Source organism: Methylobacterium indicum, from assembly GCF_001043895.1.
Taxonomy (GTDB): domain Bacteria; phylum Pseudomonadota; class Alphaproteobacteria; order Rhizobiales; family Beijerinckiaceae; genus Methylobacterium; species Methylobacterium indicum.
In genome coordinates, this window is sequence record NZ_JTHF01000317.1 from 19,554 (window position 1) to 31,453 (window position 11,900).

An 11,900-nucleotide genomic window follows, 5' to 3' on the forward strand; every position below is an offset into this window, starting at 1 on the left:
GTCAGAGGGTCCCCAGCCGGTCGAGCCGGGCCTGCTTGAGCCGGGCGAAATCCTCGCCGGCATGGTGGGAGGAACGGGTGAGCGGCGTCGCCGAGACGAGCAGGAAGCCCTTGGCGTAGGCGGTGGTCTCGTAGGCCTTGAACGCGTCCGGCGTCACGAAGGACAGGACCGGGTGGTGCTTCTTCGTCGGTTGCAGATATTGGCCGATGGTCAGGAAGTCGACCTCGGCCGAGCGCAGGTCGTCCATCAGCTGGAGCACCTCGTTGCGCTCCTCGCCCAACCCCACCATGATTCCCGACTTGGTGAAGATGGTGGCGTCGAGCTCCTTGACCCGCTGCAGCAGGCGGATCGAGTGGAAGTAGCGGGCGCCGGGGCGCACCGTCAGGTACTTCGACGGCACGGTCTCGAGGTTGTGGTTGAACACGTCGGGGCGGGCCGCCACCACGATCTCGAGCGCGCCGTCCTTGCGCAGGAAGTCGGGGGTCAGGATCTCGACGGTGGTCGAGGGGCTCGAGCGCCGGATCGCCGCGATGACGGCGGCGAAATGCGAGGCGCCGCCGTCCTTGAGGTCGTCGCGGTCGACTGAGGTGATGACGACGTGGTGCAGGCCGAGCTTGGCCACGGCCTCCGCCACCCGCTCGGGCTCGGCGGCATCGAGGGCATCCGGCATCCCCGTGCGCACGTTGCAGAACGCGCAGGCCCGGGTGCAGGTATCCCCCATGATCATGAAGGTGGCGTGCTTCTTCTCCCAGCACTCGCCGATATTGGGGCAGCCCGCCTCCTCGCACACCGTGACGAGCTTGTTCTCGCGCACGATGGCCTGGGTCTCGGCCCATTTCGGCGAGCCCGGCGCCTTGACGCGGATCCAGTCCGGCTTGCGCAGGATCGGCTGGTCGGGCCGGTGCGCCTTCTCCGGGTGACGGGGGCGCTGGTCGTTGCGCAGGAGGTCGAGGACGACGGCCATGGGATCCGGGCGGGAAGCGGTCGCGAACCCTTCGCGGCGCGGTCCTGACTTAAGATGTCCGGGCCGCCGGGGCAAATGGGGCGTGACGCGCCGCCGCGCGGCGCGCCATCCCGGGCCTGCCGTCGCGCCGAAGGCGCCACGGTTTCGGGACGGTCAGTAGCGCCGTTCGCCCCGGACCGCCCGCACCACCGCGATGATGATCACCGCGCCGATCGTGGCCGAAAAGAGGTTGCGCCAGAACCCGAAGATCGGAATGTGGAACTGCGCCGCCAGGAAGTTGCCGACGAGGCCGCCGATGATGCCGAGCACGATGTTGCCGAGCAGGCCCATGCTCGAATTCATGAAGCGCTCCGCCAGCCAGCCCGCCAGCGCGCCGATGACGATGGCCATCAGGAAGCCGACGCCCGGCTGCCCGAGCGCTCCGTACACGTGACCGTCCATGCTGTTCCCCTGTCTCGCCGCCGGTTCGCGGCCCGGGCATAGATGGGGTGGCGCGGCCGGGTTGCACCAGGCCGGGCCGGGCGGGGGATGCGAAATCTGACGGTGCGGAACGCCGGCGGCCGGGCTTCGCCCGCCGGAGAGCCGCGCGCCGGGCCCCTATCGCCCCTCGGCCTTCCGCTCGCGGAACAGGAGCGCGAGGTTGCGCAGGTAGATCACCGTGCCGAGGCTCTGGCCGAGGATGAAGACCGGGTCGCGCCGGTAGAGCGCGTAGCCGAGCAGCACCGCCGAGCCGCCGAGCGACAGGAACCAGAACGAGAGCGGGATGACGCTGCGCCCCGCCTTCTCGCTGGCGATCCACTGGACGAGGAAGCGAGCGGTGAACAGCCCCTGCCCGACGAGGCCGACGAGCAGCACGAGGTCGACCGGGCCGGTGAACAGCGACCAGAAATAGGCGCTGAGCCCGTGCATGATGTCGGCGACCATCGCCCTACTCCGTCTCGCCCGTCACGACCTGCGGCACCCGGCGCCGGCGGCGGATCAGCCACCATACCCCGGCGAGGTCGAGGATGCCGACCCAGAGCCGGTCGAACAGGCCGTAATTCGAGTGCCCGGTGAGCCGGGGCCGGTCGACCACGTCGCCGTGGACGACGGAAAATCCCTCGCGGGCGACGAGGGCCGGCATGAAGCGGTGCAGCGCGTCGAAATACGGCAGGCGCAGGTACACCGCCCGGCGGAAGACCTTGAGGCCGCAGCCGGTGTCGCGCGTCGCGTCCTTGAGGATGCGGCCGCGCACGCCGTTGGCGATGCGCGACTGGATCATCTTGCGCCGGCCGTCCTTGCGGCCGACGCGCTGGCCCTGCGCCAGCCCCGCCCCCGGCCCGGCCGCGATCAGCGCCGCGGCGAGCGCCGGGATGAAGGCCGGGTCGTTCTGGCCGTCGCCGTCCAGCGTCGCGACGAGCTCGCCGCGAGCCGCGAGCACGCCGCTGCGCACCGCCGCGCTCTGGCCGCAGCTCTCGCGGTGGCGCACCACCCGCAACTCCGGGTGCCGCGCCCGCGCCTCCGCCAGGGCCGCCGGGGTGGCGTCGGTCGACCCGTCGTCGACGTAGACGATCTCGAACGGGCTCAAGGGCGCGCAGGCCGTCGCGATCTCGGCGAGGAGCGGCGCGATGTTGCCGGCCTCGTTCTTCACCGGCACCACCACGCTGAGGCGGATCGCCTCCTGCTCCCGCATGGCCTGATCCGGCATGGCCTTGTCGCTCTCCGTCTGGGTCACGGCGTCACCGCGTAGGCCGACAGGCCGACCGGCTTGCCGCCATTGATGTTGAAGCCCGTCACGCGGCCGACCGGGTGCGGCGGGGTCGCGCCCTCCGCGTCCGCGAACGCCTTGGCGAAGCGATCCTCGACGTAGACGAGGCGGCAGCCGCCCTGGCGCAGGAAGGCGGCGGCCTCCTCGCCGGAATCGAGCATGGCGAGGTCGGTGCCGATCAGGAAGACCAGGCTCGGCTCGCGGTAGCCGAGGGTGCCGACCTTCGGGTTTCGGCACGGCAGCGCGTCGCTGATCGCGGCGAGCCGCGGCGAGACCTTGAGGGCGGCGAGCGCCGGCTGGGTCAGCCCGAACACCGCCGGGCTCAGGAGCAGGCTCGCCAGCACCGCGACGGCGAGCGCGCGCTCGGGGAACCCGTCCGCGAAGGCGCGCCAGGCGAGGAACGCGACGGCGCTGGCGGCGAGGAGCAGCGGCAGCCCCGCCCAGGGGATCACCCCGTCGAGGCGCCAGGCGGCGAGGCAGAGGCCGATCGTGAGGCCGGCCGGGATGAACGGCACCAAGAGCGCCACGAGCCGCGCCCCCGGCCGGTCGCGGTGGACCGCCCCGCGGGCGACCGCCATCACGGCGAGGATGGCGAGGGCCGTGCAGAGCGGCAGCACGTAATGCGGCAGCTTGGTCGGCACCGCCTCGAAGACCAGCCAGGACGGCAGCACCCAGGCGACCAGGAAGGCGACGCCGTCCTCGCGCCGGTTGGTCCAGGCGAAGGGGATCGCCATCGCGGCGAAGGCGGCGGCGGGCCAGAAGGTGGCGAAGATGACGAGGAGATAGGTGCCCGGCGGCGCCCAGTGCTGGGTCTGGGCGGTGCCGACCTTGCCCAGCATGTCATGGCCCACCGCCTCGCCGTAGAAGGCGCCGCCGCTCTTCAGCGTGATGGCGACGAACCAGGGCGCGACGAGGACCAGCACCAGGACCAGGCCGAGGCCCGGCCGCAGGCGCTTGAGCCAGGCGCCGGAGCGGACGACGATCGACAGGCAGAGCGCCGCGAGCCCGGCAAAGAGCGGGACCATCGGCCCCTTGATCAGGATGCCGAGCGCCACCGCCAGCCAGAAGGTCAGCACCGTCGGCATCGGCAGCGGGGCCTGCGGCAGCCGGATTGCGGCGGCGCGGGTCAGCCACGCCCGGGCGAGCGCCCCCATGGCGGCGACCGCGCAGGCGGTGAGCAGCGCGTCGGTCTTGGCGAGCCGCGCCTCGGCCGAGAGCATCACGGCGGCCCCGACCAGAGCGGCGGCGAGGAAGGCCTGGCGCCGCGGCAGGAAGGCGAGCGCGGCCCAGTAGCTGAGCAGCACCGTGGCGACCGCGCCGATCAGCGAGGGGATGCGGTAGAGCCAGATCGCCGTGCGGGCGCCCGGCACGCCCAGCGCCTCGCCCGCCGCGACGACCGCGCTCTGGGCCCAGTAGATCCCGACCGGCTTCTTGTGACGGGCCTCGCCCTGGAAGCGGATGTCGACGAACTCGCCCGATTCGAGCATCTGCTTCGAGGCCTGGGCGAAGCGCGGCTCGTCCCGGTCCATCGGCTGGAGCGAGGCGAATCCCGGCAGGAAGCAGATCAGGGACAGGACGACGAGCAGCGCGCAGGCCGCCCCGTGGCTGCGCGCCCCGAGATCGATGAGGCGCTCCGCGAGAAGACCCACGGAGGCGGCGCGGCCGGGGCGGCGCCCGGCGGCAAGGCTCGTCAATGCATGGCTCCGAACCGGACATCCCGCCGCCTGCGGCGGGCGCCCGTGTCGGTGATCCGGTCCGGAAAGTCAATTTGCGCGGGTGGGGCGGCGGGCCTGCACCGGCGGGGTGCGCCATCGCGGCGAGGACGCCGCCCCGACCCGGGTTCTGGTTCCGACGGAGGCGGCGTGATACGCTCAACGCTACTCCCTTGAGGTGATGCTGTGTCCGACGGGCCGAACTCCGATTCCGAGGTGACGATCACAGTCCAGGCCGAGCTGTCGAAATCTGCCTTCGACGCTCTCAAGGATCTGGCGCGGCGGCGGGGGGTCGACGCGAACACGGCCTTGCAGCAGGCGATCGCGACGGACAAGCTGATTGCGGACAATGTCGGAATTCACGACAAGGTCTTGATCGAGCGGCCGGACAAGACCTACGCGCGAGTGATCTTCAGCAAGTAGGTTCCGGCAGCGGCGTGGCCGTTTTCGTACACGCTCACCCTTCCTGGCGGTGCCGGACATCTCCGAACAGGCTGATCGCGGCGCAACGCCGATCGTTCTCAAGACCATCGGCGACGATTCCCCTGCCGTCGGTTCCCCGACCGTCGGAGTCGCGACCTCGATCCAGGGCAACTACGATCCCGGCCGCGATCAGGAAAAGGCCCGGGTCAGGATCACCTACGTCCTGCTCGCGATGCTGGGGCTCGCGGTGGTCTGCGTCCTCGCGGTCGGGTGCTATCTCGCGCTGACCTGCTACGCGGCCAAGGCCTGCAGCGACGCCAAGGACGCGTTCGCGCTGATGAGCGCGACCGTCGCACTCATCTTCACGCCGATCGTCGGCCTCGTCGGCTCGGCGATCGGGTTCTATTTCGGCTCGAAGAGCGCAGGCGGCTGACGGCCTGCCGTCACGCCATCTCGAACAGGAACCCGTCCACCGCCGGGATCGGCACCGACAGGCTGACCCCGCGCGAGGCCCGCGACAGGCGCCAGGGGCGCTCGCGGCCGGCGCGCACCGCCTCGGAGGGGCGCAGGCGGCGGGTGGCGCCGTCCTCGCCGACCTCGTCGATGGCGAGGAAGCCGTAGACGAGCAGGCGCGAGGCCAGGAGCTTGGTCTCGCGGTCGCCGGCCGCCACCGGCAGGCTGCCGGCCTCGTAGACCGTGTCCATCAGGCTGCGCTGGTCGCGCCGCGCGGCGGCGACCCGGGGGCTCGGCGCGAATTCGTGATCCACCGGCGCGGGGCGCTCCCGGCGCCGGAACGCCACCACCTTGCCTCCTTCGAAGGCCCGCCCTCCCTCGGGGGCGCTGTCCTGGCCCGACAGGTTACGCATACGCAACATACCCTTCGCGACGCGCCGCCGACTCGTCGAGGCCGCGGCGATGCGGAGGATTCGACGATTCCGCTTAACGTCCGATTGACCCTGAGCGCGATCGTCCCGTGCCGGATCGGTGCAGGCGCCCGCGTCCTCGCCGTCCTCCCCCCCTTCGCCCGCGCCCTCGCCCGGCGCGGCCGGCGCGTGTATGAGCGCCGACGCTTCTCCCTTCTCCCCTCCCTGGCGCACGAGGATCGCCCGCATGACCGAACCGGCCCCGTCGCGCCCGGCCGCCCTGGCGGTGGAGGAGCTGGCCTGCCGCTTCGGCCGGGTGCAGGCCCTCGCCGGCGTCTCGCTCACCGTGCGCCCCGGCGAGGTGATGGCGCTGCTGGGCGATTCCGGCTGCGGCAAGAGCACCCTCCTGCGGGTTGTGGCCGGGCTCGAGGCGCCGCAGGCCGGCACGGTGCGGCTCGACGGGCGCCTCGTCGCCGGGCCGGGCGCGAGCGTGCCGCCCGAGGCGCGCGGCGTCGGGCTGATGTTCCAGGATTACGCCCTCTTCCCCCACCTCACCGTGCGGGAGAACATCCGCTTCGGCCTCAAGGGCCAGCCGCCGGCGGCCCGCGAGGCGGCCGACGAGCTCCTGGAGCAGGTCGGCCTCGCGGCCCATGCCGGCGCCTATCCCCAGACCCTGTCCGGCGGCGAGCAGCAGCGGGTGGCCCTGGTGCGGGCCCTCGCCCCGGGACCGCGGCTGCTGCTCCTCGACGAGCCGTTCTCCAACCTCGACCGGCGGATGCGCGACCGGGTGCGGGAGGACACGGTGGCGCTCCTGCGCCGCACCGGCACCACCGCCCTGATGGTGACGCACGATCCCGAGGAGGCGCTGGCGGTGGCGACCCGCATCGCGCTCATGCGCCGCGGCCGCATCGTCCAGGTCGCCACCGGCGAGGCGCTCTACCGCCGCCCCGAGAGCCTGTTCGCCGCCCGCTTCCTCGCCGACGCCGCCGAGATCCCGACCCGGATCGCCGGGGGCCGGGCCGGCACGCCGCTCGGCGCGGTGCCCGCTCCCCACCTGCCGGAGGGCGCCCCGGTCCGGGTCTGCCTGCGGCCCGAGGCCCTGCGGGTCGGGGCGCCGGGGGACGGCCTTCCCGCCCAGGTCCTGCGCCGCACCTTCCTGGGGGCGGCGAGCGTGCTCCATCTCGGCCTGCCGGGTCTGTCCCTGCCCCTGCGCGCCCGCCTGCCCGGGCCGGGGCCCTACGGTCCGGGCGACGCCGTCGGGGTGACGCTGGTGCCCGACGCCGTGCTGGTCCTGCCCGACGAGGAAGCTGCGTAGCCCACAAGACTTGCGCGCCGGGTCGAGCAGGCTTACATTGAAACAACTAAAATCTATCGCGCTTGCTTTTGTTTCGGGATTGCTTCTCTAGGAGGCGCCACCTTCGGGAGACGCCCCTTGTCCCTGTCACGTATCGCGCTCGGCCTCCTCGGTCTCGTCGCCCTCGCGGGCCCCGCCCGCGCGCAAGGCGCCCCGGAGGGCGCCCGCGAGGTCAACCTCTACACCACCCGCGAGCCCGGCCTGATCCGCCCGTTGCTGGACGCCTTCACCAAGGCGAGCGGCGTCACGGTCAACACGGTGTTCGTGGACAAGGGCCTGACCGAGCGCGTCGCGGCCGAGGGCGCCCGCTCCGCCGCCGACGTGATGATGACGGTCGATATCGGCAACCTGATCGAGCTCGTCGACCGCGACCTCGCCCAGCCGGTGCGCTCCCCCGTGCTGGAGGCGGCGATCCCCGCCGCCTTGCGCGACCCGGAGGGCCGCTGGTTCGCCCTCTCGACCCGTGCCCGGGTGGCCTATGCCGATCCGGACCTGCGCGACCTCGCCGGGCTGACCTACGAGGACCTCGCCGATCCGAAATGGAAGGGCAAGGTCTGCCTGCGCTCGGGCCAGCATCCCTACAACACCGCGCTGATCGCCGCCTATCTGGTCAAGCACGGCGAGGCCAAGACCGAGGCCTGGCTGCGCGGACTCAAGGACAACCTCGCCCGCAAGGCGGCCGGCGGCGACCGCGACGTCGCCCGCGACATCGTCGCCGACCTCTGCGACATCGGGCTCGGCAACTCCTACTATGTCGGCCTGATGCGCAGCGGCCGCGGCGGCCCCGAGCAGCAGAAGTGGGGCGAGGGCATCCAGGTGGTGCTGCCGACGTTCCAGGGCGGCGGCACCCACGTCAACGTCTCGGGCGCCGTGGTGGCGAAGAACGCCCCGCACCGCGACAATGCCGTCAAGCTCCTCGAATACCTCACCTCCGACGAGGCGCAGGCGCTCTATGCCAAGGCCGATTACGAGTACCCGGTGAAGCCCGGCGTCGCCGTCGATCCGCTGCTGGCCGCCCTCGGGACCCTGAAGGTCGATGCGACCCCGCTCGCCGAGATCGCCCGCAACCGCAAGGCGGCGAGCCTGCTCGTCGACAAGGTCGGCTTCGATCGCTGATCCGCGATCCGTCCCCGTCAGGCGGGGCGGAGAACGACGAAGCTCGGGACGCCTCCTCTCCCCGCGGGCGGGGAGAGGAGAAAACCCTGTGCTCTTCTCGTCTCGAACATTCGACCGGACAGGCTCCCGCCGACGGCGCCGGGGGTGATCCCGGGCCCTCCCCCGGTCTTCCGTTGCCGCTCCCTGCCTTGACGGAACCGGCGGGTTCCTGGACGAGCGGGGCCGAAAGCCGCCGCTCCCGCCTGGACGAACCTCCATGCCCGACACCGCCGTGCCCGACGACCTCCGCCACCCGACCCGACGGACGCTGCTGGGCGGCACCGCCGCCCTGGCGGCCGGCCTCGCCGCGACGGGCGCCGCGACGGGCGCCGCGGCGCAGACGCCCGCCCCCGCCCCGCGCCGCTCGCGGCTGATCCTGCTCGGGACGGCCGGCGGCCCGACGCCGAAGCCCAACCGCGCTGCGCCGGCCCAGGCCATCGTGGTCGACGGGCACACCTACCTGATCGATGCCGGCAACGGGACCGGCCGGCAGATGGTGCTGGCGAAGCTCAAGCTCGGCTCGCTCGATTCGGTGTTCCTCACCCACCAGCATTCGGACCACAACGCCGATTACGGCAACGTGCTGCTGCTCGCCTGGGCGACCGACCTCGCCCACCGGGTCGACACCTACGGGCCGCCGCCCCTCGCCCGGATGACGCGCCAGTTCCTCGACCTGAACGACGACGACATCAAGACCCGCATGGCCGACGAGGGGCGCCCGGCGCTGGCCGACCTGATCGTGCCCCACGAGATCGCCGGGCCGGGCCCGGTGATGCGCGACGAGCGCGTCACGGTGACGGCGGCCCTGGTCCAGCACCCGCCGGTCGAGCCGGCCTTCGCCTTCCGCTTCGACTGCCCCGACCGGTCGATCGTGATCTCGGGCGACACCCGCTACTCGCCGAACCTGATCGCGCTGGCCAAGGGCGCCGACGTCCTCGTGCACGAGGTCATGTACCTGCCCGAGCTCGAGAAGCTGATCGCCACCGAGCCCAACGCCAGGACGCTGCGCGAGCACCTGATCGCGAGCCACACCACCACCGAGGAGGTCGGGCGCGTGGCGACCGAGGCCGGCGTGAAGACGCTGGTCCTCTCGCACTTCGTGCCCGGCGGCTATCCGTTCATCAAGGACGAGGTCTGGCTCGAGGCGGTGCGGCCGCACTTCAAGGGCGAGATCGTCGTCGGCCGCGACCTGATGGAGCTCTGATGCCGCACGCCGTCGCGCCGGCCGTTGCCCCGATGTCCGTCGGCCGGGGCCTCTCGTGACGGATCGCGAGGGCGTGATGGAGCAGGGGCTCGACGGCGTGGCCCCGCTGCGGCGGGCTCCTCGCCCGGGGCGCGGCCTCGCGGAGCGCGGCACCCCCGTGGAGCAGGCGGCCCTCGCGCCGGCTCTCCCGTCGTCCGGGCGCCGCCGGCCGGTCGCGGCCGGGCCGGCGCGGCGCCTCTGGCTCCTGGCCTGGACGCTCGCCGCCGGCCTCACCGCCCTCCTGGTCCTGGCGCCGGTGGCGGCACTCGGGATCGAGGCGCTGCAGGGCTCGGGCGGGCTGTGGCCGCACCTCCTCGCCTACGTGCTGCCCCCGGCTTTGCGCGACACCGCCCTGCTGCTCGCCGGGGTCGGACTCGTCGTGGTGGCGGTCGGCACCGGGGCGGCCTGGCTCGTCGCCGCCTACGACTTTCCGGGGCGGCGCCTCCTCGACTGGGCGCTGCTGCTGCCGCTCGCCGTCCCCACCTACATCGCGGCCTATGCCTATCTCGACCTCCTGCATCCGGTCGGCCCGGTACAGAGCGCGATCCGGGCGCTCCTCGGCTATGCCCGTCCGCGCGACCTGATTTTACCGGACCTGCGCTCCCTGCCCGGTTGCATCCTGCTCCTCGGCTTCGTGCTCTACCCCTACGTCTACCTGCCGACCCGGGCGCTGTTCCTGATGCAGTCGGCGACGCTGGTCGAGGCCGGGCGCAGCCTCGGGGCCGGGCCGGCCGCCGTGTTCCTGCGGGTCGCCCTGCCCCTCGCCCGCCCGGCCATCGCGCTCGGCGCCAGCCTCGCGCTTCTCGAGGCCCTCAACGACATCGGGGCGGCGGAGTTCTTGGGGGTGCGCACCCTCACGGTCTCGATCTACGACACCTGGGTCAACCGCTCCGACCTGCCCGGCGCCGCCGGCCTGGCGCTGGTGATGCTCGCCGCCTGCCTCGGCCTGATCGCGGTCGAGCGCCGGGCCCGGCGCGGGCGCGGCTATGCCGGGGCGGCCCAGCGCCCGCGCCGGATGAGCCGCACGCCGCTCTCCGGCCCTGCGGCCCTCGCGGCGCTCGCTCTCGGCCTCGTGCCGGTCGCCCTCGGCTTCCTGGCGCCGGCGAGCTACCTCGCGGTCGAGGCGTCCCGGCGGCTGCATCGTGCCGGCCTGTCCGGGGCGATCCTGTCGGAGAGCGTCAACACCCTGGTCTATGCCGCCCTCGCGACGGCGGTCGCCACCGTCCTCGGCCTCGTCGTGGCGGCGGGGCCCCGGCTTCTCGGCGGGCGCTGGCGCGAGGCGCTCCTGCGCTGCGCCACCTTCGGCTACGCGATCCCCGGCGCGATCCTGGCGATCGGCCTGCTGCCGCCGCTCGCCGCCCTCGACGGGGCCCTCGACGGCGCGAGCCGGGCGCTCACCGGCGCGCCGCTCGCCGCGATGGGCCTCGGCACCGGGGCGGCCCTGGTCTACGCCTACGCGGTGCGCTTCCTCGCGGTCACCGCCGGCAGCAGCGAGGCCGGCCTCGCCCGGGTGCCGCGCTCGCTCGGCGACGCCGCCCGCATCCTCGGCCGCGGCCCGGTCGGCGCCCTGGCGCGGGTCCACCTGCCGCTGACCTGGCCGGCGCTCCTCGGCGGCGCGCTCCTGGTCTTCGTCGACTGCGTCAAGGAGCTGCCCGCGACCCTGATCCTGCGCCCGCTCAACGTCGAGACCCTGGCGACCCATCTCTACGGCGAGGCCGCCCGGGGCACCTACGAGGACGGCGCGGTCGCCGCCCTGCTCATTGTCGCGGTCGGGCTCCTGCCGGTGGCGCTGCTCCTGCGGGTCTCGACCCCGAAGGCGTCTCCCGAGGCATGAGACCCCTGCGCCTTCGAACGAGTCCGCTCGAAGGCGCGAAGGGACAACGGCTCAGCCCGCCCGGGCGTGCCCGCGGAAGAACCGCAGCATCTCCGCGCTGGCATCCGGCCCCCGCGGCTCGGTGTAGGAGCCGTCCGGGCTGCCGCCGGACCAGGCATGGCCGGCCCCATGCAGCACCCACTTCTCGACGATCCCCCGGCCGGCCGCATCCGCATGGACGCTGCGGGTCCAGGCGATGCCGCCGGGTGATTCCCCCCGCGTCACGGTCTCGGTCAGGCCCGGACCCGGCAGCGCCTGGGCGGCCACCCGCTCGCCGTTGAGGGGGTGCACCGTGCGGTCGCCGTCGCCGTGGAAGACGATGGTCGGCACGCTCCCGCCCGCCCGCTTGGGCGCCGTACCGCCCTGGCCCATCGCGGCGAGCGCCGAGGGCAGGTCCCGGGCCGCCCCGCAGGCGAGCCCCGAATGGATGCCGGCCGCCGCGAACACGTCCGGATAGGCCGAGGCCAGGATCGCCGCCGCCGCCCCGCCGGCCGAGAGCCCGGCGACGTAGACCCGGGCCGGGTCGGCCCCGAATTCCGCCACGACCTCCCGGGCGATGCCGGCGA

Annotated in this window: 13 protein-coding genes; 6 read left to right on the plus strand and 7 right to left on the minus strand. The window is 73.3% G+C overall.

What is annotated here, in order from left to right; all coding sequences use genetic code 11:
- Position 1: 1 nt before the first annotated feature.
- From lipA to QR78_RS28670, 5 genes are all read right to left on the minus strand, one after another.
- The gene (lipA, locus tag QR78_RS28650; RefSeq protein WP_048431020.1) at positions 2-964 is read right to left on the minus strand and encodes a lipoyl synthase; all 963 of its coding nucleotides are present in this window, start codon (positions 962-964) and stop codon (positions 2-4) included.
- A 153-nt stretch (positions 965-1,117) separates the two neighbouring features.
- A complete protein-coding gene (locus QR78_RS28655; RefSeq protein ID WP_048431021.1) occupies positions 1,118-1,405 on the minus strand; it encodes a GlsB/YeaQ/YmgE family stress response membrane protein in 288 nt (95 codons plus the stop codon).
- Positions 1,406-1,561: 156 nt separating this feature from the next.
- Entirely contained in the window at positions 1,562-1,888 is a 327-nt protein-coding gene (locus QR78_RS28660; RefSeq protein ID WP_048431022.1) for a lipid-A-disaccharide synthase N-terminal domain-containing protein, read from the minus strand.
- A gap of 4 nt (positions 1,889-1,892) precedes the next feature.
- Positions 1,893-2,636: a glycosyltransferase gene (locus QR78_RS28665; RefSeq protein WP_048431033.1), complete on the minus strand. Its 744-nt coding sequence runs from the start codon at positions 2,634-2,636 to the stop codon at positions 1,893-1,895.
- A 38-nt stretch (positions 2,637-2,674) separates the two neighbouring features.
- Positions 2,675-4,405 carry an ArnT family glycosyltransferase gene (locus QR78_RS28670; protein WP_048431023.1) on the minus strand — a complete coding sequence of 577 codons (1,731 nt, stop codon included), beginning with the start codon at positions 4,403-4,405 and terminating at the stop codon, positions 2,675-2,677.
- A gap of 234 nt (positions 4,406-4,639) precedes the next feature.
- Here QR78_RS28670 and QR78_RS28675 point away from each other — a divergent pair, with 234 nt between their 5' ends.
- Together QR78_RS28675 and QR78_RS28680 are read left to right on the plus strand one after the other, a co-directional pair.
- Positions 4,640-4,846 carry a hypothetical protein gene (locus QR78_RS28675; protein WP_125901249.1) on the plus strand — a complete coding sequence of 69 codons (207 nt, stop codon included), beginning with the start codon at positions 4,640-4,642 and terminating at the stop codon, positions 4,844-4,846.
- Between the two features lie 49 nt (positions 4,847-4,895).
- Complete coding sequence (locus tag QR78_RS28680; RefSeq protein WP_048431025.1) at positions 4,896-5,279, plus strand: hypothetical protein; 384 nt, start codon at positions 4,896-4,898, stop codon at positions 5,277-5,279.
- A 10-nt stretch (positions 5,280-5,289) separates the two neighbouring features.
- Here QR78_RS28680 and QR78_RS36315 read toward each other — a convergent pair whose 3' ends face one another.
- The gene (locus QR78_RS36315) at positions 5,290-5,712 is read right to left on the minus strand and encodes a hypothetical protein (RefSeq protein ID WP_048431026.1); all 423 of its coding nucleotides are present in this window, start codon (positions 5,710-5,712) and stop codon (positions 5,290-5,292) included.
- A 244-nt stretch (positions 5,713-5,956) separates the two neighbouring features.
- On the opposite strand from QR78_RS36315, the gene QR78_RS28690 reads away from it, so the two are divergent.
- The 4 genes from QR78_RS28690 (at position 5,957) to QR78_RS28705 (ending at position 11,295) form a co-directional block, all read left to right on the plus strand.
- Positions 5,957-7,024: an ABC transporter ATP-binding protein gene (locus tag QR78_RS28690; RefSeq protein ID WP_048431027.1), complete on the plus strand. Its 1,068-nt coding sequence runs from the start codon at positions 5,957-5,959 to the stop codon at positions 7,022-7,024.
- 132 nt (positions 7,025-7,156) lie between these two features.
- Positions 7,157-8,179, plus strand: a complete 1,023-nt coding sequence (locus QR78_RS28695; protein ID WP_420865539.1) for an extracellular solute-binding protein — start codon at positions 7,157-7,159, stop codon at positions 8,177-8,179.
- Between the two features lie 256 nt (positions 8,180-8,435).
- Positions 8,436-9,422 carry an MBL fold metallo-hydrolase gene (locus QR78_RS28700; RefSeq protein WP_082172024.1) on the plus strand — a complete coding sequence of 329 codons (987 nt, stop codon included), beginning with the start codon at positions 8,436-8,438 and terminating at the stop codon, positions 9,420-9,422.
- 55 nt (positions 9,423-9,477) lie between these two features.
- Positions 9,478-11,295 (plus strand): ABC transporter permease, encoded by a 1,818-nt coding sequence (locus tag QR78_RS28705; RefSeq protein WP_244278502.1) that lies wholly within the window; start codon positions 9,478-9,480, stop codon positions 11,293-11,295.
- A 51-nt stretch (positions 11,296-11,346) separates the two neighbouring features.
- Here QR78_RS28705 and QR78_RS28710 read toward each other — a convergent pair.
- The coding region (locus QR78_RS28710; protein ID WP_048431029.1) for an extracellular catalytic domain type 1 short-chain-length polyhydroxyalkanoate depolymerase at positions 11,347-11,900 on the minus strand (554 nt) is incomplete at its 5' end.